Below are 21,802 nucleotides of genomic sequence, written 5' to 3'. Positions count from 1 at the left end.
TTGTTCCTTTAGTTCAATCCCAAACCATGAATGGCATGAGGTTCAATTGCTCGAATCTCCTCGAGGCTCAACTTTGGTGAACTCAAAGTTGCAACGTTTTGTTCCAACTGCTTTACGCTGCTTACTCCGATGAGGGCTGAGGTAACCGTTGGTTGTCGCAAAACCCAGCTCAGAGCCAATTGGCTGAGGGTTTGACCTCGCTGCTTTGCAATTTCGTTGAGAGCGTTGGCGTGCATTAGGTAGTCATCGCTGATGTTTTGAGCTTTTAGAAAGTGATTAAGTGCGGCACGAGAGCCTTTTGGTGCCACACCGCCCAAATAGCGGTCGCTCAGCAAACCCTGCGCCAATGGCGAGAAGACAATCGAGCCAATACCCTCGGCGCCGAGCGTATCGAATAGTGACTTTTCGGCAGTACGGTCAAACATTGAGTAACGAGGTTGATGAATAAGCAGTGGCACACCTTTAGATTCAAGGATGGCTTTGGCCTGCCGGGTCTGCTCAGCGTCATAACTTGAGATGCCTGCATAGAGAGCACGTCCAGAATGCACCGCCGTTGCCAACGCACCCATCGTCTCTTCAAGCGGTGTGTTTGGGTCAAACCGATGCGAATAAAAAATGTCAACGTAGTCAAGGTTCATGCGCTTCAGGCTTTGGTCGAGTGAAGCGAGTAGGTACTTTCGTGAACCCCATTCACCGTAAGGCCCAGGCCACATGTCATAACCGGCCTTGGTAGAGATGATGAGCTCGTCGCGGTACGGCCTAAAGTCCTTGTCCAGGTGGATGCCAAAATTTTCTTCGGCTGATCCGGGGACCGGACCGTAGTTATTGGCCAGATCAAAGTGGGTGATTCCTAGGTCAAACGCTCGACGCAAAATAGCTCGCTGCGTGGCCATCGAATCATTGGTGCCAAAGTTGTGCCAAAGCCCCAGTGAAAGTTCCGGAAGCTTCAATCCGCTCTTTCCGGTGCGGCGGTAATTCATGCTCGAATAGCGGTCAGCCGCTGCTTGATAGCTCATGTCTAAAGCCTAGGCTAGGTGCATGATGAGTTTCGTTCTTGGTGGTGGCTGTTTCTGGTGTCTCGACAGTGCCTACATGCAGGTGGCCGGTGTATCTGACGTGGTGGTTGGTTACATGGGCGGTGCCTCTGCAAACCCCGGTTATGAGGCAGTCTGTTCGGGAGCCACGGGCCACGTTGAGGTTGCTGAAGTGATTTTCGATGAAGCGATTGTTCCGGCCGAGGTTATTCTCGACATGTTCTTCACGATGCACGACCCAACCCAACTAAACCGGCAGGGGCATGACATTGGCACTCAGTATCGTTCGGTTATGTTTTACCGCGATGAAACCCAGCGCATTTTGTTTGAGTCTGCCATCGAGCGAGCCAAGTCTGTTTGGGGTCCAAGCATTGTGACAGCAGTTGAGCCGGCCGTTGAGTTCTGGATCGCTGAGGAATATCACCAGGATTTCTTTGCCAAGAACCCGTTTCAGGGGTACTGCAATGCTGTGGTTGCGCCGAAGATGGCAAAAATTCGGGATTCATTCACAAGCTACATAAAGTAGCCGTTTTCCACATTTTCTGGGGTTGCTGACACCCAGGTGATTCCGTTAGCCAAACTCAATACACACCGATAGCAACCGGCTCTCGGGGTAAAGAGAAAGGCAAAAAATGTCGGAGTCGCTCGCAGTTTCTGGTTTAGTGGCAACAACACCGCGTCATCTGGTCACCCAGGACGGTTTACCAATCACTTCATTTCGACTGGCATCATCGCAACGGCGCTTTGATCGCTCAGCTAATAAATGGGTTGACGGCGAGACCAACTGGTTCACCGTCACCGCATTCCGCCAATTGGCTATCAACGCAGCGGGTTCAGTTTCCAAGGGTGATCGAGTCACCCTTTTCGGCAGACTTCGAGTTCGCGATTGGGACAACGGCGAGCGCGCCGGTACCTCGGTTGAAATTGAGGCGGACAGCCTCGGTCACGACCTAACCTGGGGAAGCTCGGTGTTTACAAGAACGGTTCTCGTTCGAGAGTTTGATGAGGCAGAAGAACCACCGGCCATGATCGACGACGCCAACGAATTGGTTGGCGCAAGCAGCGCGAAGTAAGTCGTAAGCAGGCCACTGGGTCGTTTTGCCCCTCAAGGCGGCTCAGTCTAAACCTCCTACCCCTTGGGAGGGCGGCACCCTCTAGTTTTGGATTGCATTCTCAGGCTCATTTTGAAGCCAATTTTGGTCGGGTAAACTTATATCCACAGCAATCTCACTGCTAGAGGGTGCCATTTCTTTTTGTGGCCCGGCTGCTTCAAATTTCTACCGAAAGTGACCAATTTCACATGGCTGAATTCATCTATCAGATGATCAAGGCGCGAAAAGCGCACGGCGACAAAGTAATTCTCGACGATGTCACGCTGGCGTTTTTGCCAGGTGCAAAAATCGGTGTTGTCGGACCAAACGGAGCAGGTAAGTCAACCGTTCTGAAAATTATGGCTGGCCTTGACACACCAAGCAATGGTGAGGCCCGACTAAGCCCAGAGCACACCGTAGGCATTCTTATGCAGGAGCCACCGCTCGACGAGACCCTGACTGTTCTAGGCAACGTAGAGCTGGCCGTGAAGGACACCAAGGCCAAGCTGGACCGCTTCAACGAGATCTCAGCTTTGATGGCCGAGCCAGATGCCGACTTTGACGCTCTACTAGAAGAGATGGGTCACCTGCAGGAGCAAATTGACCACCTTGACGCGTGGGATCTCGACTCGCAGCTTGAGCAGGCAATGGATGCGCTTCGCTGCCCACCTGGAGACACTCCGGTAACTAACCTTTCAGGTGGTGAGCGTCGCCGAGTCGCCCTATGTAAGTTGCTGCTTGAGAAGCCTGACCTGCTACTTCTTGACGAGCCGACTAACCACCTCGATGCCGAGTCTGTCCTTTGGCTAGAGCAGCACCTGGCCAAGTATCCGGGTGCTGTATTGGCAGTTACCCACGACCGATACTTCCTCGACAACGTTGCCCAGTGGATTCTTGAATTGGACCGAGGCCGCGCCTACCCATACGAGGGTAACTACTCGACCTACCTAGAGAAGAAGCGTGAACGTCTTGAGGTTCAGGGCAAGAAGGACGCCAAACTAGCCAAGCGTCTTAGCGAAGAACTTGACTGGGTTAGATCTTCACCGAAGGCACGCCAGACTAAGTCAAAGGCGCGTTTGGCTAAGTATGAAGAGATGGCTGCTGAGGCGGACCGCACCAGAAAGCTGGACTTTGAAGAAATTCAGATTCCAATGGGTCCACGTCTCGGTGACATTGTTATTGAAGCCAAGAACCTGCAAAAGGGTTTTGACGGTCGTTCGTTGATCAACGGCCTATCCTTCAGCCTGCCTCGCAACGGAATCGTCGGTGTTATTGGTCCAAACGGCGTTGGTAAGTCAACGCTGTTTAAGACCATCGTTGGCCTCGAAAAACTTGATGGCGGTGACCTGAAGATTGGTGAGACCGTCAAGATTTCCTATGTTGACCAGTCTCGCGAAGGAATCGATCCGAACAAGAGCCTTTGGGAAGTCGTGTCAGGCGGCCTCGACTACATGCAGGTCGGAAACCAAGAAGTACCTTCACGTGCCTACGTCGCAGCCTTTGGATTTAAGGGCCCAGACCAGCAGAAGGCTGCCGGAGTGCTTTCCGGTGGTGAGCGTAACCGCCTAAACCTTGCCCTAACTCTGAAGCAGGGTGGAAACCTACTGCTCCTTGACGAACCAACTAACGACTTGGATGTTGAGACTCTGGGTAGCCTCGAAAACGCTCTTTTGGCCTTCCCTGGCTGTGCAGTTGTGATTACCCACGACCGTTGGTTCCTGGACCGTGTGGCATCACATATCTTGGCTTACGAGGGCAGCGATGACAACCCAGATCAGTGGTACTGGTTTGAAGGTAACTTCGAAGCCTACGAAGAAAACAAGGTTGCCCGTCTGGGTGCGGATGCGGCCAAACCGCACCGCTCCACCTATCGCCGCTTGACTCGCGACTAGAACAGGCAAATGAAAGGGCCCACTCAATGAGTGGGCCCTTTCATTTAATTAGACGGGATTAGCCAACCAACTCTTTTATGGCGTCTTCAAATACAGCGTTGTGCTTCTCAACATCCGCCAGGGTAGTGGTTGGGCACATCAGCGCCATGTTGTGGAATGGAGTCAAAAGAATTCCGCGATTTACCAAGTAGAGGTGCAGGAAGTCCTCAAGTTCGGCATCGGCTGACTCATAAGCATCGGTGCCATTTTTTGGGTACGGCTTGGCAAAGCGGTATTCAGCTCGGGCGCCCAATTGGTTTATCGACCAAGGAAGGTTATACCGAGTGAATAATTCGTCGACGCCGTCGGTGAAAACGGTGGCCAGATCAATCATGTACTTGAAGTTATCCTCGGTCAGAACATGCTCGAGGGTGGCCCGCATGGCCGCTACCTGCAGCGGGTTACCGGCAAGCGTTCCACCAACGCCACCCATGTCTACTAGGTCCAGATCGGTTCGGCTCAATACTTTTTCAGCGAATGCTTCACTCAATCCGTAAGTTCCGGTCGGAATTCCGCCGGCAATAGCCTTACCAATAACAAAAACATCAGGCTCCAGTCTGTCTCGTTTGGTCATACCTCCGTAGCCGGCTGAGAACGTGTGAGTTTCGTCGATGATCAGCAGCGCGTCATACTTTCGTGTCAGCTCACGCACTCCGGCAAGATAGCCAGGTTCAGGCAGGACGATGCCGATGTTGGTCATCGCCGGTTCCATCAATACCGCGGCAACATCGCCGTTCTTTAGCTGCCTTTCGAGGCCTTCAAGGTCGTTGAATTCAGCCACGCGAGAGGTCATGGTCACGTCTACGGGGGAGCCCACATTGCCTGGCCTGCTCATCCCTTCGCCATCTGGACCAACCACAATCAATGCCTCATCCACAGAACCGTGGTAGCAGTAGGCGTTGAACAAGATCTTTGATTTGCCGGTAATTGCACGCACCAAGCGAATAGCCCAGCGGTTAGCGTCGGTTGCGGTGAGCGAGAAGCTCCACTTGGCCATTCCAAAGCGCTCGGTCAGGTTTCGGGCAACCCACTCGGCGTCCTCAGTTGGCAGCATCACAGTCAGGCCGCCTTTGTCTTTGACCTGCTTTGTAATGGCGTCTACTACAGCTGGCGCTGAGTGCCCTGCCATGGCTCCGGTGTCACCAAGGGCAAAGTCGATGTACTCGTGGCCGTCAATGTCCCAAATTCGATTACCGACTGCTCGGTCAAAATAAATCGGGAACCCGCCGGCTTTTTTGTTCATCCAAGTCATGGGAACTTTGCCAAATAGGTGGTTGGCATTCTGGTAGGCCGCTTTGGATTTTGGATTGCGCTCAACAAATGTTGCCTGCTCGCGCGCGTAAAGTACTGATAATTTGTCGCGATTAATCATTCGAACCAATGGTCCATTCCTGGGTCCCCCGCCAGTGCTCCTATGCGCTGACTACTGCCCGAACTCCAGAGGATATGCTTCTAGTCTGCCATTTCTGGAACCCGAACCATGCCTTCTTGGGCTACTGTGGCCAGAAGTTGTCCATCCCGGCTAAAAATCTTGCCCATCGCAAGTCCACGACCACCCTGAGCACTCGGGGATTCTTGAACATAGAGCATCCAGTCATCTACCTTTGCTTGGCGGTGAAACCACATGGCATGGTCAAGGCTGGCCGATTTGAGGCCAGGGTGTGACCAGGCGATTCCATGTGCTCGGTAAATACTCTCCAAAATCGAGTAGTCACTTGCGTAGGCCAAGGCCGCGGTGTGGAGAGTCAAGTCATCAGGCATTGTTCCTAGCGCTTTTAGCCAGACTGCCTGGTGCGGCACCTGCTCGCCCTTGACAGAGAAATAGATCGGCGAGCCGACATGTCTCATGTCAAAAGGTCTGGCCTTGGCCCAGTATTGGGCAACTGGGTGCGGGTTTTCGCCGATTAGTTCCGCAGCGCTGGGCAGTGTCTCAGGGTCGGGAATTCCGGCAGGAAATGCATCCTGATGTTCAAGGCCCGGGTCCGTTACCTGAAACGAGGCAATCATCGAGAAAATCGGCTCGCCTTTTTGGTAGGCCTGGACTCTGCGGGTGCTGAAAGAACGGCCGTCGCGGAGGCGATCCACCGAAAAAGTGATTGGCAGGTTTATGTCACCTGGGCGCAGAAAGTATCCGTGAAGTGAGTGAACGAAACGGTCTTCAACTGTTCTGGTGGCAGCTACCAGGCTTTGGGCTAGTACCTGACCGCCAAAAACGCGACCGTGTGGCATCCACTGGCTGGGCCCCGTAAAAATGTCTTCGCGAGTCTTCGCGCCGTTTGCATCGCTGAGGTTGAGCGTGGCAATCATTTCTTCCAAAGGATTATTTGGGATTGTGGTGTTCATGAGTTACTCATCTCGGATAGGCAACTTTGCCGGATACAGGCTAGTTTAGACACGTCATGATTAACCCGTTTTACCTAGCTGATGAGCAGACCGCAGCCGATCTCCAATCGTTCCTTAACCGTGCCAAGCGACTTGATCCAGAGGGCCTGGTGCGCCTGCGCGCCTTCGGCAACGTCCTAGCTGCTTACGTGGCACCGATTTTTTCAGGAAACCTGATGGATTCAGGCCCGACCGTACTTGGCCTCCGCACCTGCGAACTGGCGGAACCAGCTGAGGTAGATGTATTGGTTCCGATCGGTGCCGTGTTGGAAAGATTGGCCCGACTGCTTGGGGATTCTGAAACCAAAGAATTCAAAATTCAGATGATTGAGACCCAGCGTGCGCCATGGGCTGGCATCTCACCTCCACGCCAGGGTTGGGTCCAGATGGGTGCCATCAACGAGGTTCGACTCACCCAAATTGCTCGCGATGGAATTGCTGAAGTAGCAGCCTCTTTGCCGGAGTCGGTCGGAGGCCCTATTGCTGCCCGAATCAGAGGCGAAATTTGGGGAAGAGGAATTGACCTCGAGACCAAGATTCCGACCGGAGCCGCTTTCGTAGCTGCAGGTCTTGGTTTCCTTACCGAAAACGAAGAAGTCGGACTGTATCACGCTGATGGTTGGGTGCGTTTAAGTAGTCAACACGGGCACGTGCTGGCCAAGGTCGCCACCAAGTTCTAGCCGTTACTGAGGCTCAGTCCTCGTAGGTGTTCAGCATCGATGTTGCTGCGCGCTCCAGGTAGCCCCAAAGTTCGGCTTCCTGCAGTTGAGGGAGCGACAAACTGGCCACCGCCACTCTCATGTGGTTCAGCCAGCGGTCGCGAGCATCAGGATTAATTTTGTATGGGTTGTGGCGCATTCTCAGCCGCGGGTGGCCACGTTCTTCCTGGTACGTGGTTGGGCCACCCCAATACTGTTCCAGGAACAATTGCATGCGGCGGGCAGCGGGGGCTAAGTCGCCGTCCGGGTACATAGGGCGCAAAACCTCATCGCCGGCTATGCCCTCATAAAACTTATTTGCCAGCTTTTCAAAGGTTGCCGAACCGCCGATTTGCTCGTAAAAGTTGCCACCGACATGGATTCCATCGGTGCCCTTAATTCGTACCGGCTCCACTCTGCCGGCTTCTTCAAAGCCATTGGCCATCTACTGCGCTGCCTTGCCCGCAATTTCGACGTACACCGATTGGTTACCGGTAGCCAACTTGATTTGCTCTCTATCCAGCGCCGCCTTGATTTGAGCACGCATGGCGCGTGCAACTGCATCTTGCTTCTCAGGTTTGACCTGCTGGGCAAGTCGAATGACCACCTGGGCGCCGTTTAGAGCCTCGATGCCCCACACCTCGTGAGTTCCAATTAGTGCCGGAGCGAGAGTTTCATCGAGTGCAATCTGAGCAGCCGCATTAGAGATTGCTGCAGTGGCTTTGGCGATGTCGGTTTGGTACTCCAGTGGAACATCCAAAACAACCCGTGACCAGCCCTGTGATGAGTTGCCAACTCGAACAACTTCACCATTTCGCACATACCAAAGCGTTCCCGAAGAGTCACGAACCTGAGTTACTCGCAGTCCAACGTTTTCAACGACTCCCGTGGCCTGGCCAAGGTCAACCGAGTCACCAACCCCGTATTGGTCCTCGAAGACGATGAAGAGACCGGTAATTAGGTCGCGGACCAGGCTTTGAGCACCAAAACCTAGCGCGGCACCCAAGATTCCCGCGCCGGCGACTAAGGCGCCGACAGCAACACCAAGCTCGCTGAGAATCATGGTTACAGCAACGATGTAAATCGTCCATCGGATGAAATTGCTAAGCACCGAACCCATAGTCTGAGCACGCTGAACGAGTCGAGCCTTGGCTAGGGGAGAAGCATCTGAAGAGGCAGCGGCCTTTTTGCCTGAGCCTTTTTTGGCGCCCGAAATAATTCCGGCGACGATTCTCTTCACCGACAGCAGCAAAGCGATTCGCAGAACGATTGCCGCGAAGATGATTAGCCCAAGTCGGATCAGAGTGCTCCAGTCGCGCCAAGCGGTTTCAAACCAATCAAGTGCCGCAGTAATCTCTGGCATTTACGACTCCAAATCTCTTTTTTGTGCCTTCAACGCGCGCTCCACGTTAGCGAGGTTTTCTACCAAAATTCTTCGAAGCGCTGGAATTTCGACAATCTCGGGGCGGTCAAGCCATTCTCTGGTCTTGCTGGCCAACGAATCGTTGGCCAGAACTGCCGGGTACAGATTTTCCATGAGGTACTCGGCGATTTTGAACGTGTTGCTAGTCCAGATACGCACTGCATTTTCAAAATACTTGTCAACGAATGGTTCCAACAGGCTGACATCCTGGGTCCGAACAAATCCAAGGCTCGCAGCGTTCACCAGCACATTCGAAAGCTCATTGGTCTCGGTAAGTTGGTGCCAAGCTGCGGTTTTTGCCTCTGCAGTCGGAATCGCTGCCACCGCCGCGGCATGTGCTCGCTGACCGTTGGATGTGTTGTCTGCAGCAAGCTCTTGGTCAAGCCGTGTCTTTCCGGCTCGCCCGCCAACCGTCAGGCCGGTTAGCAACTCCCAGCGCAGGTCTGCATCGATCGCCAGGCCGGCCAGCTGCTCCTCTCCATTCAAAATGGCAGCTAGGGCGTCAAGCTGATCCGAGCCGCTAGCAAATTGCGCAAAGAATTTCGTGAACTGCAACTGGGCGTCTGAACCGGCTTCGGCCTCACGTGCCAGGTTCAAAAGGCCAACTCCGATTTCCTTGAGAGTCTCGGCGCGGTGCTCTTCAGCCACAAACATGTTTCCGGCTGTGATTAGTTGACGCAGCAAGGTGAGCATCGTTGTGGATTCGGTCTCTTTACCGATGTTGTTGAGTACCAGCTTGATAAAGTCACGCGGGCTTGCTTCGGCGTCGCGAGTGGCATCCCATGCGGCCCCCCAAATCAATGTGCGGGCCAATGAATCTTCAAAACTGCTCAAGTGTTCGAGGGCAGTGTTCCAAGACTTGTCGTCGAGTCGAATTTTCGCGTACGCCAGATCATCGTCATTGAGTAGAACGAGGTCAGGGCGCTGAAGGCCCACCAACTGGCTAACTTCGGTGCGGCTTCCGTCTACGTCCAGCTCAACTCGGTGTTCACGCTGGAGTTTTCCGTCAATGAGGTTGTAGAAGCCGATGGCCATTCGGTGAGGGCGAATGGTCGGGTAATCAGGCACGGCAGTTTGAGTCACAGCAAAGCTAGTGATGATTCCAGAGTCATCAGTTGAAATATCAGGGCGGAGGGTGTTCACTCCGGCTGTCTCGAGCCATAGCTTTGACCAACTACGCAGTTCTCGACCTGAAGTCTCCTCGAGCTCAACCAAAAGGTCCTCGAGCTCAGTGTTTCCAAAGGCATGCTTTTTGAAATACTGCGCAACACCGGCAAGAAATTTCTCTTGGCCTACCCAAGCAACCAACTGCTTCAACACCGATGCACCCTTGGCGTAGGTGATTCCGTCGAAGTTAACCTGAACATCAGCGAGGTCGTTGATTTCAGCGACGATCGGGTGGGTGGACGGAAGTTGATCCTGGCGGTAAGCCCATGACTTTTCAAGCGCGGTGAAGGTTGTCCAGGCGCCTTTCCATTCGGTGGCTTCGGCCGTGGCCAATGTCGAGGCATACTCGGCAAAAGACTCGTTGAGCCAGAGGTCATTCCACCACTTCATTGTGACCAGGTCGCCGAACCACATGTGAGCCAGCTCGTGCAAAATTGTGACCACGCGGCGTTCGCGAATTGCGTCAGTCACCTTGGACCTAAATACGTAGGTTTCGGTGAAGGTAACCGCTCCAGCGTTTTCCATTGCGCCGGCGTTGAATTCTGGAACGAATAGCTGATCGTACTTTTCGAATGGGTATGGCTGATCAAAAGCCTTTTCGTAAAATTCAAATCCCTGTCGAGTTTTTTCAAACACGTAATCGGCGTCCATGAATTCGGCCAACGAGGCTCGGCAGAAGACACCTAGGGGAATCACTCGGCCATCGGCGCTAGTGAGTTCGCTGCGAATCTCGGTGTACGGGCCAGCAATTAGAGCAGTGATGTAACTCGAGATAACCGGAGTCGGCTTGAATGTCCATGTTGATTTGCCTAGTTCAAGGGTTTCGACTGACTCAGTCGGTTGGTTTGAAATAACCTTCCACGCGGTCGGAGCGGTGACAGCAAATTTGAATTTTGCTTTTAGGTCAGGCTGCTCGAAAACCGCATACATGCGTCGAGAATCAGGAACTTCGAATTGACTGTAGAGATAGACCTCGTTGTCAACTGGGTCGACAAATCGGTGAAGGCCCTCACCGGTATTCATGTAAATTGCCTTGGCTTCAATCAAGAGGTCGTTTTCGGCCTCGAGATTCGGCAGCAGAATTCGAACACCATCCGAAACCTCAGCCGGGTCAAGCTCATGGCCGTTTAGGTAAACACGCTCAACTGATTCGGTAATTGCATCGATAAAGGTGCTTGCGCCTGGCTGATTAGCTGAAAACTTTACGCGGGTGCTGGAACTAAAAGTTTTGTCGCCGGTAGTGAGGTCCAACTTAACCTCATAGCTTGCAACCTTGATAAGTTCAGCGCGCTCTTGCGCCTCTTTACGGGTGAGGTTCTCTCCAGGCATCGTCTCTCCAAGCATCGGTTTATTAGACAGGGCTAGCCTAATCGCTGTGATTTATAAGGGATAATCGTTTGATGGGGTCACCGATTACTGCAACAAATTCAACCTGGGTCGAAAGCATGGCCCTTGCAGAAATCGGTCTGGTTTTGCTAGTCCTGGGCGTTGCAGCTTTCGTTGCGGTAAAAGTAAAACTTTCAGTTGTCCCGTTCTATTTGGTAATCGGACTTTCGCTCGGAAAAGGCGGTCTGGTTCCGCTTGATTTGAGTGAAACCTTTCTAGATACCGGTGCCCAGCTCGGTGCCATTCTTTTGCTGCTCATGCTCGGTCTTGAGCACTCCGGCCCAAACCTTGCGGCAGCATTTATGGAACGCAAGTCGATTGGTGCCATTGACTTCTTTTTGAATGCGGTTCCCGGTGCTCTAATCGGTTTGCTTCTAGGTTGGGGAATTTTGGGGGCCGTTGTGCTCGGAGGAATCACCTATGTGAGCTCTTCTGGAATCGCAGCCCAGATGATGAAGGAGACTGGCTGGCAGCGGTCTGAGGTTTCGCGCCGGGTAACCACAGTTTTGGTTGTCGAAGACCTGACGCTAGCTCCATACCTTCCTTTACTGACCACTCTGGTTACCGGAGCAGGCGCCATCGCTGGCTTTATTTCAGTGACGGTTGCAATCCTGGTTACGGCTGTGGCGCTATTGATTTCGTTCCGCGGAGAAAACGCTCTCGGAAAACTGATCAACACTCAGGCACAGGGTGGCTTGCTCTTGACAGTTTTTGGTGCTGCGCTTCTGGCCGCTGGTTCCGCTGAATTGGTTGGGTTTTCCTCGGCAGTTGCCGCGTTTTTGGTCGGGCTAGCGCTTACCGGTGAGGTTGCCCATGCAGTTCGTCTCAGGTTGGCGCCGCTCAGAGATTTGTTTGCAGCGATTTTCTTCCTGTTCTTTGGCTTGAGCGTTTCTCCGGCCGAGATGATTGACGTGCTCCCGCTGGCCGTTGTTCTTACTGCCCTTGGTATTGCCGGAAAAATGTATGTGGGCTGGAATATCGCCCGCGACATGTCAGACGGCAACGCGTGGAAACGTGCGGGGGCATTCCTGATCCCAAGAGGTGAGTTCTCAATCGTGATCGCCGGCCTTGCCGCCAGCACCAGTTTTGGTGGGCAATTGCAGGCTTTGACGATTACTTACGTTTTGCTCACTTCACTCGCAGCTTCAATTGCTTTGCGGTCTTTTAGGAGCAGCTTTGAAAAGGCTCGGGCTAAAAAGAAGCCTAAACTTTAAGCATGCGCATTCATATTGCAACCGATCACGCAGGTCTCGAACTAAGCCACTTTTTGATTCGTGAATTGACCAAAATGGGTCACGAAGTTTTTGATCACGGCCCATCGTCCTACGACCCACTTGATGACTATCCAAGCTTTTGCATCAATGCTGCGCTTGCCGTTGTAGCGGATCAGCAGGCCCAGGTTCAGTCGCTCGGTATTGTCCTAGGCGGGTCTGGTAACGGTGAGCAAATCGCTGCTAACAAAGTCAAGGGCATTCGTGCAGCCTTGGCCTGGAATGAGTCAACGGCTGTTTTAGCCCGTCAGCACAATGATGCCAACGTAATTGCAGTTGGAGCTCGTCAGCACTCACCTGACGAAGTCCTACGACTTATCGAACTTTTCATCGGCGAGCCATTCAGTCAAGATGAACGCCACCAGCGTCGCATCGCGAAAATTGCAACCTACGAGCAAACCGGCGACATCCTCTAGGGGCTTAGGTGCCTGAAGGTCACACGGTCCATAGAACGGCCAACGAGTTCAATAAGAAGTTCGCGGGCACGCGTTTGGTCATAACCTCGCCACAGGGCAGGTTCTCAGATTCTGCTCGATTAGTCTCTGATCGCAATCTCACCCGAGCAAAAGCCATCGGTAAGCAGTTATTCCTGCGGTTTGACAATGACCTAATTCTTCGAATCCATCTGGGCATTTACGGAAAGTGGAGCTGGTCTAACGTGAACCCCGATGCCGTGCCGGAGCCGGTCGGCCAGGTTCGTGCAAGATTCTTCAACGGTGCGGTTTTGGCCGATCTTCGGGGGCCGACAGTTTGCGAGGTAATTTCGGCAGTCGAGGCAGAACTTGTAGAGCGGAGGCTGGGGCCAGATCCGCTCAATCCAGACCCTGATTTCGTAGAACTTGCCAGGTTCGTTGAGCGAGTTCGTGCCTCCAGAACATCCATAGGCCAACTGTTGATGAATCAGGAAGTTATTGCCGGAATCGGAAATGTATATCGGGCCGAGATTCTCTTTAGAGCCGGAATCAGCCCGTTCACCCCAGGCAATGCGGTACCTACGGAATTGGTTGAGAGCATCTGGCGAGACTCTGTCGAGCTCATGAAGGTTGGAGTGAAAACCGGATTCATGATTACCCGAGATGAATTGCTTACCAAGAAGCCGAAAAAGGCAGATCGCAATTTTGTCTACAAGCGCGAGGGGCTACCTTGTCGAGTTTGCGGAACAAACATTTCAATCGAAATAATGGCCACTCGAAAGCTCTACTTTTGTTCCAAATGCCAGGACTAATTGGTTAATAGGGCATCCGCGTTCAAACAAAAAAAGACCTCCCGGAGGAGGTCTTTTTTATTTGAAACTCAAGCAATTACTTGCCAGAGCGGGCGACGGGAATCGAACCCGCACCATCAGTTTGGAAGACTGAGGCTCTACCATTGAGCTACGCCCGCGGGTACTGAACCGATTTTTGTAAATCGGCGCAACAAGACCATTCTATGGGATAGTATTACTGAGGTTGTTCAGTCAGAGAGAAATTTCTGAAGAAACCACCGGGGTGTAGCGTAGTGGCTAGCGCGCCTGCTTTGGGAGCAGGATATCGCAGGTTCGAGTCCTGTCACCCCGACCAAAAGGTCCATCGCCACTTATGGGCCATTGAAATAAAACCGGCTCGTCTTCCTACGGAGGCGGGCCATTTTCAAAATCAGGAGAAACCCTTGAAAACTGCAGTAGAACACATCAAGCCAACTCGCGCGAAGCTGACTATTGAGGTGACTCCAGAGGAGTTCCGCCCAAGCATCGACCACGCCTACGAGCACATCGCAGAGAGCGTAAACATTCCTGGCTTCCGTAAGGGTAAGGTTCCTGCTGCAATTCTTGACCAGCGCGTTGGTCGCCCAGCTGTGTTGGCTCACGCCATCAACGACGGTCTTGACTCGGTCTACCGCCAGGCCCTAGAAGAGAGCAAACTGCGCCCTCTTGGCCAGCCTTCTGCAGACATCAAGCAGAGCCCAGACGAGAACACCTTCGAAGGTAACTTGATCGTTGAGATCGAGGTTGAGGTTCGTCCTGAGCTAGAGCTCAAGGAGTACAAGGGTCTAGCCGTCAAGGTTGACGACATCAAGGTTGAGGCCAAGGAAGTTGAGGAGGAGCTTGACGCTCTTCGCGCCCGCTTTGGAACTTTGAAGACCGTAGAGCGCCCTGCCAAGAAGGGTGACTTCACCACCATCGACCTAGTTGCTGCCATTGATGGCAAGACCATCGACTCAGCAGAGAACATCTCATACGAGGTTGGCTCAGGCAACCTGCTTGACGGAATCGACGAGGCCCTTGACACTTTGACCGCCGGTGAATCAACCACCTTCAAGTCAAAGTTGGTTGGCGGCGACCAGGCTGGCAACGAAGCTGAGATTTCAGTAACCCTTACCGCTGTCAAGGAGCGCGAGCTCCCAACTGCTGACGACGCATTTGCTCAGCTAGCCAGCGAGTTTGACACCATCGCTGAACTAAAGGCTGACCTTGAAAAGCAGATCGAGCGCTCAAAGACCTACGGTCAGGGCATTCAGGCTCGCGACTTGGTTACCGACAAGTTGCTCGAGCTAATCGATGTTCCTGTTTCAGATGAACTTGTTCAGGCTGACGTTAATCGCCACCTTGAGGGCGAGGGCCGTCTGGAAGATGACAAGCACCGTGCCGAAGTTCTTGAGCAGAGCACCCGCTCATTCAAGGTCCAGATGTTGCTAGACGCAATTGCTGAGAAGGAAGAGCTTAAGGTCTCTGAGCAGGAGTTGCTTCAGTACCTAGTTCAGGCATCACAGCAGTACGGAATGACTCCGAATGACTTCATCAAGGCAATCAGCGAGCAGGGCCAGGTGCCGATGTTCGTAGCCGAGGTTGCTCGTCGCAAGGCGCTTACCGTGGTTCTGGAGGCTGCAACAGTTACCGACTCAAAGGGTAAGGCTGTAGATCTATCTGAATTCACCAAGTCTGATGTTCAGGTTGCAGATGACCACGAAGGTCACGACCACGACTAAAGATAGCTTTTTGAAAAGCCCCGTCACTGTGACGGGGCTTTTCTTTTGGCTGTAGCCTTGCGGTACGAGTAGATTCTGGGGGGAATCATGCACAAGCATCATGTTCTGACGGGTGGAATAGCAGCCACCATTGCGGCGATAGTGTCGGTAACTGCTTGGCTTGTCGTCGATTCAAATTTTGCGGCATCAAATGCTGCCTCTGCGGGAACATACGCTTGCTTCAAAGCCAAAACCGGACAGGTGTTTTTGCGAACCAAATGCGCCACCGGAGAAAAACGCGTTCTGATCAACACTTCAGCCGTTCAGGGAGAGCGCGGCTATTCAAACTTTGAGCTGGCCCAGCAGAATGGGTTTGCCGGAACAGTTTCCGAGTGGATCAAAACTCTAGTTGGACCGGCGGGACGTGACGGTTCGGGCTCAACCGGTGCGACAGGGCCAACCGGTCCTGCGGGGCCTGCTGGAGCCACCGGAGCTACCGGTGCCACCGGAGCGGCAGGTGCAGCTGGGCTGGTTCCGTTGTTTGGTGCCTTTTACGACACTGCAAGTCACTACAACACGGTCGATGATCTAGCGCCTTCTACTTGGGGCGGAACGGCCATTACCAATGTCAACGTTCCACATGTAATTAAGCTGAATTCGACCTATCAAAATGGCGAGCCCGTGGCTAACGGCATTTCTATTGTGGACGGTTCAAAAATCACAGTGACCAAGACGGGTTTTTACAACATCCAGTTTTCTAGCGTTTTTGATAAGAAAAACACCGGCGACGATATCGTAGAAATTTGGGCTCGTAAAGACGGCACGGACGTCGCTTGGACTAATACCACCTTCATCGTCCCAACCAGTGCAGCAGCCGGAGGTGCCATCGTGGCCGCTTGGAACTTTATGATTTACATCGAAGCGGGTTCTGGCAAATACGCAGAGCTATTATGGGCCTCAAGTGAGGGAAGTATCCGGGTAGAGGGTGTTGCGCCTCAAACCAGTCCGCTGGTTAGACCGGGCATACCTTCGACGATTCTTACGGTCACTCAGGTCGGTTAGCTAAGGATTAGCCACGCTTTAGCCACGGGCGAACAAGCCCCTCTTTTTGCTGTGTTGCCAGTTATGTTTGTCAGGCAACCTCAAGAAATAGGAGTTCTTCAATGGCTGACTCACCAAAAGGCCCAAGCAGTACTTTTGATCGTCTACTTAAAGACCGAATCATTTGGCTTGGCACCGAAGTTAGAGACGATATGGCAAATGAGATCTGTGCCAAGATCTTGCTTCTAGCCGCGGAAGACTCACAAAAGGACATCTACCTTTACATCAACTCGCCTGGTGGTTCAATCACCGCGGGTATGGCTATTTACGACACCATGCAGTACGTGCCAAATGACATCGTCACAGTTGGCATTGGCATGTGCGCCTCGATGGGGCAGTTCCTGCTTTCATCGGGCACCAAGGGAAAGCGCTATGCAACCCCAAACACTCGCGTTCTGCTACACCAGCCTCACGGTGGATTCGGCGGAACCGCTTCAGACATCCAGACTCAGGCCGAGCTAATCATGTCTATGAAGCGTCAATTGGCTTCAATCACTGCAGAGCAGACCGGCAAGACAGTCGAGCAAATCATGCTGGACGGTGACCGTGACCGCTGGTTCAGTGCCGAACAGGCCCTCGAATACGGTTTCATCGACCACATCCAAAAGTACGCAGCCGGCGAAACCGGCGTAGGCGCCAACTAGATTTCGGTTTAGGAGAAACCATGAACTCGAACATTTTCCAGAGCCCAGAGGCTCGCTACATTCTGCCAACCTTCGAGGAGCGCACCTCCTACGGTTTCAAGCGTCAGGACCCATACAACAAGCTCTTCGAAGACCGCATTGTCTTCCTGGGTGTTCAGGTTGACGACGCATCTGCCGATGACATCATGGCCCAACTCTTGGTGCTGGAGTCCCAGGACCCAGACCGCGACATCACCATGTACATCAACTCACCAGGTGGTTCTTTCACTGCGATGACTGCAATTTACGACACCATGCAGTACATCCGTCCACAGATCCAGACCGTCTGCCTTGGCCAGGCTGCCTCGGCGGCAGCCGTGCTGTTGGCTGCCGGTGCTCCGGGCAAGCGTTTGGCTCTGCCTAACGCGCGTGTTCTAATCCACCAGCCTTCAACCGGTGATGCTGGTCGTGGCCAGGCTTCCGACATCGAAATTCAGGCCAAAGAGATCATGCGCCTTCGTGAGTGGTTGGAGAGCACGCTGTCAAAGCACTCCAAGCGCAGCGTTGCTGAGGTCAATAAAGACATCGATCGTGACAAGATCCTGACTGCTCCAGAGGCCCTGGACTACGGACTTATCGATCAGGTGCTTACTTCGCGCAAAAACGCGTAAAACTCGAATAGTGCGGATGGGCGAGGCTCATCCGCATTGTCGCTTCTAGGCAATAAGGTTTTTCTATGACTCAGCTCAGCGAATCAAGCGATATGCTCAAGTGCTCTTTTTGCGGAAAGAGCCAGAAGCAAGTTCGTAAACTCATTGCCGGTCCAGGTGTGTACATCTGTGACGAATGCATCGAGCTGTGCAACGAAATTATTGAAGAGGAACTTGGCGCTGCGGTTGCTGAAGGTGTCGAAGAAATCGACCTTCCAAAACCTCGCGAAATCAAGGGCTTCCTTGACGAATACGTGATTGGCCAGGATCAAGCCAAAAAGGCCCTGGCAGTTGCCGTTTACAACCATTACAAGCGTCTTCGCAGTCGAGGCACACTCACTGCTGCTGGTAAAGAACACGACTCAATTGAAATTGCCAAATCAAACATTTTGATGATTGGCCCAACCGGTTGTGGCAAGACCTACTTGGCCCAGACTCTGGCAAAGCGTTTGAACGTTCCTTTTGCTGTTGCCGACGCAACCGCATTGACCGAGGCCGGCTACGTTGGTGAGGACGTTGAAAACATTCTCCTCAAACTTCTTCAGGCTGCAGATTTTGATGTCAAGCGCGCCGAAACCGGAATCATCTACATTGATGAGATCGACAAGATCTCTAGAAAAGCTGAGAACCCATCGATTACCCGCGATGTATCGGGCGAGGGTGTCCAGCAGGCGCTTTTGAAGATTCTGGAAGGCACAGTTGCCTCAGTTCCGCCTCAGGGTGGTCGCAAGCACCCGCAGCAGGAATTTATCCAACTAGACACGACCAACGTTCTGTTCATCGTTGCAGGAGCCTTTGCCGGGCTCGAAGAGATTATTTCTGCTCGAGCCGGTAAAAAGGGCATCGGGTTTGGATCACCAATTGCGGGTAAGAACGACAACGTTGAAATCTTCACCGAAGTTCAACCCGAGGATCTCCGTAAGTTTGGTCTAATTCCCGAGTTCATTGGCCGCCTACCGGTCTTGGCGACGGTAACCCCACTTGACCGAAGCGCCCTGATGCAAATTCTGACCGAACCAAAGAATGCTCTAGTGAAGCAGTATCAGAGGATGTTCGAACTTGATGGTTTTGAGCTGGAGTTTGATCACGAGGCGCTAGTGGCAATTGCTGATCTAGCAGTGGCCCGTGAAACCGGAGCCCGTGGTTTGCGCGCAATCATGGAGGAGATCCTCGGTCCGGTTATGTTTGAGATTCCTGGCAGTGAAGTTCAGGGCGTAGTTCGCATTACAGAGTCCGTAGTTACCACAGGCGCTCAACCTGTTGTCGAGCCTTTCAAATCAACTAGTCAGTCAAAGTCAGCCTAGTTATCTGGGTCTAGACCGAAAAAAATCCCGCCAGAGGTTTTCTCCGGCGGGATTTTTCTTTAGCTCTAGGCTTCAGGAACCTCGGCCAGGATAACGTCAACCATCGCGAGTTCCTCACCCTCGGCGTAACCCAAGCTTGCAATTCGGCCTACCGATTTGAGGTCGGCTTCAAGAAGGCGCAGGCTGGTTAGTACGGTTCCTGGAGCTTCGATCACTGCCGATTCAACCGCTGCTTTCATAGAAACTTTGGCATCAGATTTTGCCTTGCGAACGCCGACCAAGGCGGTCGCAGCTAGCTCTAGAAGGCCGTGGTTTGACGCGTCTAGGCCATCAGTGAGTTCTTCGGTAGTTGGCCAGGAAGCGCGGTGGATTGAACCCGCATCCTGTTGCCACCAACCCCAGACTTCATCGGTTGCAAATGGCAAGAACGGAGCGAAAAGGCGCAGCATTGTGTGAAGTGCCTTGCGAAGAGCGATTGCTGCCGAAGCCTGCTGAGCTGCTGAAACCGAGCCATCGGCGTTGTAGGCGCGGTCCTTGACTAGCTCAAGGTAGTTATCGGTGAAGCCCCAGAAGAACTTTTCGGTAAGTTCAAGTGCTTTGGTGTGGTCGTATGCCTCGAAGGCATCTGTCGCAGCAGTAACCACGTCAGCAAGGCTCAAGAGCATGGCCTGGTCTACCGGTTCGGTTACTTCCGTTGAGCCCGCAGGTACTTCAAACGAAAGCGCAAACTTGGCGGCATTCAGTAGCTTCACTGCGAGCCTGCGACCAACCTTCATCTGGCCTTCATCAAAGGCTGCGTCGGTGCCCAATCGCGCAGAGGCTGCCCAGTAGCGGACTGCGTCGGCACCATGGTTATCAATCGGCTCAGCAGGAACAACCACGTTGCCCTTTGACTTTGACATCTTCTTGCGGTCGGGGTCCAGAATCCATCCAGAGATTGCCGCGTTAGTCCATGGAAGTTCGCCATGCTCCTGCTCGGCACGCAAGAGGGTTGAGAACAGCCAGGTGCGGATGATGTCTTGCCCCTGTGGGCGCAAGTCGTACGGGAATACCTTGGCGAACTTCTCAGGGTCTTCAATCCAGCCTCCGGCCAGCTGAGGTGTCAAAGACGAGGTGGCCCAGGTGTCCATGATATCCATTTCGCCGACAAAGCCGCCTGCAACGCCGCGCTGGGCTGCAATGTATCCGTCTGGAACATCTGTGGATGGATCGATCGGAAGCTGATCTGCTGCCGGCACCAGTGGTGAGTCGAAGTTGGTTTCACCATTGGCATCAATCGGGTACCAAACCGGAATTGGCACGCCGAAGAAGCGTTGGCGAGAAATTAGCCAGTCACCGGTAAGCCCATTGACCCAGTTCTCGAATCGAACGCGCATGAAATCTGGAACAAAGTTCAGGTCTTTTCCCAGCTCGATTAGTCGTTCGCGAAGTGCTGCGTCGCGACCGCCATTGCGGATGTACCACTGGCGAGTAGACACAATCTCGAGAGGCTTGTCTCCCTTTTCAAAAAACTTAACGTCGTGGGTGATCGGCTTTGGGTCTCCAACCATGTCGCCAGACTCTTTGAGTAGCTCTACAACTCGCTGCTTTGCTGAGAATACGGTTTTACCAACCAACTCGGCATAGGCTGCCTTGCCCTTTTCAGAAGTAATGGCATCTGGCATTTCCTCAATGATTCGACCATCCCAGCCAAGGATTGCGCGGTTGGGCAGGTCGAGTTCACGCCACCAAATTACGTCAGTCACGTCACCAAAGGTACAGATCATGGCAATACCTGATCCCTTGTCGATTTGCGCCAAGCGGTGGGCGACAACTGGAACTTCGACACCGAATAGGGGAGTGGTGACCGTCTTACCAAATAGCGACTGGTAGCGCTCGTCATCTGGGTGCGCCACGAGGGCAACACACGCTGGCAACAGCTCAGGACGAGTGGTCTCGATGAAAATCTTGCCCTCTGGCCCGTCAAAGCCCAGGCGGTGATAGGCGCCAGGTTGTTCCCGGTCTTCGAGCTCCGCCTGAGCCACTGCAGTGCGGAAGGTGATGTCCCAAAGGGTAGGTGCCATCGACTGGTAGGCCTCGCCGCGTGCGAGGTTGTTCAAGAAAGCCTTTTGTGAAACCGCGATGGCCGCAGGTGAAATGGTTTGGTAGGTCTGGTTCCAGTCAACTGAAAGGCCCAGACGGCGCCAGAGCGCTTCAAACTGCTTCTCGTCTTCGGTGGTTAGCTTTTCACACAATTCGATGAAGTTTCGGCGTGAAATTGGGACCTGATCGGCAGCCTTCGAAGACTTGTTATCTCCGCCCTCGAATGGTGGAACAAAGCCTTCTGCGTAAGGTAGTGACGGGTCGCAGCGAACACCGAAGAAATTCTGGACTCGACGTTCAGTCGGAAGCCCGTTGTCATCCCAGCCCATCGGGTAGTAGACCTCGTAGCCTGACATGCGCTTAAAACGCGCAACCACATCGGTGTGGGTGTAACTAAAGACGTGACCAACGTGAAGCGAGCCTGAAACGGTCGGAGGAGGGGTGTCGATTGAATAAATCTGCTCGCGCGTAGCTTCACGGCGGAAGTGGTAGGTGCCGTCTTCTTCCCAGCGCAGGGCCCATTTGTCTTCCAGGCCTTCGACGCCCACCTTTTCTGGGGTGGTAGCAGGGGCAAGGATGTTGCTCAATGAGCCAGATGAGGCAGTATTCACGCTGTAAGTCTCCAAAAAAAGGGTTTGTTACAGGTTAACATTGAT

General features: G+C 53.2%; 19 protein-coding genes and 2 tRNA genes. 13 read left to right on the top strand and 8 right to left on the bottom strand.

What is annotated here, in order from left to right; translation table 11 throughout:
• Window positions 1-8: 8 nt before the first annotated feature.
• Entirely contained in the window at window positions 9-1,016 is a 1,008-nt protein-coding gene (gene mgrA, locus FFA38_RS04050) for an L-glyceraldehyde 3-phosphate reductase (protein ID WP_138315614.1), read from the bottom strand.
• 22 nt (window positions 1,017-1,038) lie between these two features.
• On the opposite strand from mgrA, the gene msrA reads away from it, so the two are divergent.
• The 3 genes from msrA (at window position 1,039) to ettA (ending at window position 4,017) form a co-directional block, all read left to right on the top strand.
• Window positions 1,039-1,560 (top strand): peptide-methionine (S)-S-oxide reductase MsrA, encoded by a 522-nt coding sequence (msrA, locus tag FFA38_RS04045; protein WP_138315613.1) that lies wholly within the window; start codon window positions 1,039-1,041, stop codon window positions 1,558-1,560.
• Between the two features lie 106 nt (window positions 1,561-1,666).
• A complete protein-coding gene (locus tag FFA38_RS04040; RefSeq protein ID WP_138315612.1) occupies window positions 1,667-2,107 on the top strand; it encodes a single-stranded DNA-binding protein in 441 nt (146 codons plus the stop codon).
• Between the two features lie 227 nt (window positions 2,108-2,334).
• Window positions 2,335-4,017 (top strand): energy-dependent translational throttle protein EttA, encoded by a 1,683-nt coding sequence (gene ettA, locus FFA38_RS04035; RefSeq protein WP_138315611.1) that lies wholly within the window; start codon window positions 2,335-2,337, stop codon window positions 4,015-4,017.
• A 58-nt stretch (window positions 4,018-4,075) separates the two neighbouring features.
• On the opposite strand, the gene FFA38_RS04030 is transcribed toward ettA, so the two are convergent.
• Window positions 4,076-5,428 (bottom strand): transaminase, encoded by a 1,353-nt coding sequence (locus tag FFA38_RS04030; protein WP_138315610.1) that lies wholly within the window; start codon window positions 5,426-5,428, stop codon window positions 4,076-4,078.
• An 80-nt stretch (window positions 5,429-5,508) separates the two neighbouring features.
• Window positions 5,509-6,399 carry an acyl-CoA thioesterase gene (locus tag FFA38_RS04025; RefSeq protein ID WP_172956000.1) on the bottom strand — a complete coding sequence of 297 codons (891 nt, stop codon included), beginning with the start codon at window positions 6,397-6,399 and terminating at the stop codon, window positions 5,509-5,511.
• Between the two features lie 56 nt (window positions 6,400-6,455).
• Between FFA38_RS04025 and FFA38_RS04020 the strand changes: the two genes are divergently transcribed.
• Window positions 6,456-7,118: a DUF8185 domain-containing protein gene (locus FFA38_RS04020; protein ID WP_138315609.1), complete on the top strand. Its 663-nt coding sequence runs from the start codon at window positions 6,456-6,458 to the stop codon at window positions 7,116-7,118.
• A gap of 13 nt (window positions 7,119-7,131) precedes the next feature.
• On the opposite strand, the gene FFA38_RS04015 is transcribed toward FFA38_RS04020, so the two are convergent.
• Genes FFA38_RS04015 through pepN form a run of 3 tightly spaced genes read right to left on the bottom strand, consistent with a single transcriptional unit; the run spans window position 7,132 to window position 11,055 of the window.
• Window positions 7,132-7,581 carry a globin gene (locus FFA38_RS04015; protein ID WP_138315608.1) on the bottom strand — a complete coding sequence of 150 codons (450 nt, stop codon included), beginning with the start codon at window positions 7,579-7,581 and terminating at the stop codon, window positions 7,132-7,134.
• Window positions 7,582-8,499: a mechanosensitive ion channel family protein gene (locus FFA38_RS04010; protein ID WP_138315607.1), complete on the bottom strand. Its 918-nt coding sequence runs from the start codon at window positions 8,497-8,499 to the stop codon at window positions 7,582-7,584.
• Complete coding sequence (gene pepN / locus FFA38_RS04005) at window positions 8,500-11,055, bottom strand: aminopeptidase N (RefSeq protein WP_138315606.1); 2,556 nt, start codon at window positions 11,053-11,055, stop codon at window positions 8,500-8,502.
• Between the two features lie 116 nt (window positions 11,056-11,171).
• Here pepN and FFA38_RS04000 point away from each other — a divergent pair, with 116 nt between their 5' ends.
• Genes FFA38_RS04000 through FFA38_RS03990 form a run of 3 tightly spaced genes read left to right on the top strand, consistent with a single transcriptional unit; the run spans window position 11,172 to window position 13,608 of the window.
• Complete coding sequence (locus FFA38_RS04000) at window positions 11,172-12,326, top strand: cation:proton antiporter (protein ID WP_172955999.1); 1,155 nt, start codon at window positions 11,172-11,174, stop codon at window positions 12,324-12,326.
• Window positions 12,327-12,328: 2 nt separating this feature from the next.
• The gene (locus FFA38_RS03995; protein ID WP_138275507.1) at window positions 12,329-12,799 is read left to right on the top strand and encodes a ribose-5-phosphate isomerase; all 471 of its coding nucleotides are present in this window, start codon (window positions 12,329-12,331) and stop codon (window positions 12,797-12,799) included.
• Between the two features lie 8 nt (window positions 12,800-12,807).
• Entirely contained in the window at window positions 12,808-13,608 is an 801-nt protein-coding gene (locus FFA38_RS03990) for an Fpg/Nei family DNA glycosylase (RefSeq protein WP_138315604.1), read from the top strand.
• Between the two features lie 87 nt (window positions 13,609-13,695).
• Here the strand turns inward: FFA38_RS03990 and FFA38_RS03985 are convergent.
• Window positions 13,696-13,766: transfer RNA gene (locus FFA38_RS03985), tRNA-Gly, on the bottom strand.
• 100 nt (window positions 13,767-13,866) lie between these two features.
• Here FFA38_RS03985 and FFA38_RS03980 point away from each other — a divergent pair.
• The 6 genes from FFA38_RS03980 (at window position 13,867) to clpX (ending at window position 19,064) form a co-directional block, all read left to right on the top strand.
• A tRNA-Pro gene (locus tag FFA38_RS03980) sits at window positions 13,867-13,942 on the top strand.
• Between the two features lie 88 nt (window positions 13,943-14,030).
• Window positions 14,031-15,347, top strand: a complete 1,317-nt coding sequence (gene tig / locus FFA38_RS03975) for a trigger factor (RefSeq protein ID WP_172955998.1) — start codon at window positions 14,031-14,033, stop codon at window positions 15,345-15,347.
• 87 nt (window positions 15,348-15,434) lie between these two features.
• Window positions 15,435-16,388, top strand: coding sequence for a hypothetical protein (locus FFA38_RS03970; RefSeq protein WP_138315603.1), 954 nt, complete (start codon window positions 15,435-15,437; stop codon window positions 16,386-16,388).
• A gap of 101 nt (window positions 16,389-16,489) precedes the next feature.
• Window positions 16,490-17,071 (top strand): ATP-dependent Clp protease proteolytic subunit, encoded by a 582-nt coding sequence (locus tag FFA38_RS03965; protein ID WP_138275504.1) that lies wholly within the window; start codon window positions 16,490-16,492, stop codon window positions 17,069-17,071.
• A gap of 20 nt (window positions 17,072-17,091) precedes the next feature.
• The gene (locus FFA38_RS03960) at window positions 17,092-17,721 is read left to right on the top strand and encodes an ATP-dependent Clp protease proteolytic subunit (protein WP_138275503.1); all 630 of its coding nucleotides are present in this window, start codon (window positions 17,092-17,094) and stop codon (window positions 17,719-17,721) included.
• A 65-nt stretch (window positions 17,722-17,786) separates the two neighbouring features.
• Complete coding sequence (clpX, locus tag FFA38_RS03955; RefSeq protein ID WP_138315602.1) at window positions 17,787-19,064, top strand: ATP-dependent Clp protease ATP-binding subunit ClpX; 1,278 nt, start codon at window positions 17,787-17,789, stop codon at window positions 19,062-19,064.
• A 65-nt stretch (window positions 19,065-19,129) separates the two neighbouring features.
• On the opposite strand, the gene valS is transcribed toward clpX, so the two are convergent.
• Entirely contained in the window at window positions 19,130-21,757 is a 2,628-nt protein-coding gene (gene valS, locus FFA38_RS03950) for a valine--tRNA ligase (RefSeq protein WP_253786110.1), read from the bottom strand.
• Window positions 21,758-21,802 lie beyond the last annotated feature (45 nt).

Source organism: Rhodoluna limnophila (genome assembly GCF_005845365.1).
In the GTDB taxonomy this organism is placed as follows: domain Bacteria; phylum Actinomycetota; class Actinomycetes; order Actinomycetales; family Microbacteriaceae; genus Rhodoluna; species Rhodoluna limnophila.
This window is presented reverse-complemented; position numbering and strand designations above follow the sequence as displayed.

What these genes read in the sequence shown, in the direction of transcription:
- mgrA (WP_138315614.1), bottom strand. Translation starts at nt 1,016, where the DNA reads ATGAGCTATCAAGCAGCGGCTGACCGCTATTCGAGCATGAATTACCGC.
- msrA (WP_138315613.1), top strand. Translation starts at nt 1,039, where the DNA reads ATGATGAGTTTCGTTCTTGGTGGTGGCTGTTTCTGGTGTCTCGACAGT.
- FFA38_RS04040 (WP_138315612.1), top strand. Translation starts at nt 1,667, where the DNA reads ATGTCGGAGTCGCTCGCAGTTTCTGGTTTAGTGGCAACAACACCGCGT.
- ettA (WP_138315611.1), top strand. Translation starts at nt 2,335, where the DNA reads ATGGCTGAATTCATCTATCAGATGATCAAGGCGCGAAAAGCGCACGGC.
- FFA38_RS04030 (WP_138315610.1), bottom strand. Translation starts at nt 5,428, where the DNA reads ATGATTAATCGCGACAAATTATCAGTACTTTACGCGCGCGAGCAGGCA.
- FFA38_RS04025 (WP_172956000.1), bottom strand. Translation starts at nt 6,399, where the DNA reads ATGAACACCACAATCCCAAATAATCCTTTGGAAGAAATGATTGCCACG.
- FFA38_RS04020 (WP_138315609.1), top strand. Translation starts at nt 6,456, where the DNA reads ATGATTAACCCGTTTTACCTAGCTGATGAGCAGACCGCAGCCGATCTC.
- FFA38_RS04015 (WP_138315608.1), bottom strand. Translation starts at nt 7,581, where the DNA reads ATGGCCAATGGCTTTGAAGAAGCCGGCAGAGTGGAGCCGGTACGAATT.
- FFA38_RS04010 (WP_138315607.1), bottom strand. Translation starts at nt 8,499, where the DNA reads ATGCCAGAGATTACTGCGGCACTTGATTGGTTTGAAACCGCTTGGCGC.
- pepN (WP_138315606.1), bottom strand. Translation starts at nt 11,055, where the DNA reads ATGCCTGGAGAGAACCTCACCCGTAAAGAGGCGCAAGAGCGCGCTGAA.
- FFA38_RS04000 (WP_172955999.1), top strand. Translation starts at nt 11,172, where the DNA reads ATGGCCCTTGCAGAAATCGGTCTGGTTTTGCTAGTCCTGGGCGTTGCA.
- FFA38_RS03995 (WP_138275507.1), top strand. Translation starts at nt 12,329, where the DNA reads ATGCGCATTCATATTGCAACCGATCACGCAGGTCTCGAACTAAGCCAC.
- FFA38_RS03970 (WP_138315603.1), top strand. Translation starts at nt 15,435, where the DNA reads ATGCACAAGCATCATGTTCTGACGGGTGGAATAGCAGCCACCATTGCG.
- FFA38_RS03965 (WP_138275504.1), top strand. Translation starts at nt 16,490, where the DNA reads ATGGCTGACTCACCAAAAGGCCCAAGCAGTACTTTTGATCGTCTACTT.
- FFA38_RS03960 (WP_138275503.1), top strand. Translation starts at nt 17,092, where the DNA reads ATGAACTCGAACATTTTCCAGAGCCCAGAGGCTCGCTACATTCTGCCA.
- clpX (WP_138315602.1), top strand. Translation starts at nt 17,787, where the DNA reads ATGACTCAGCTCAGCGAATCAAGCGATATGCTCAAGTGCTCTTTTTGC.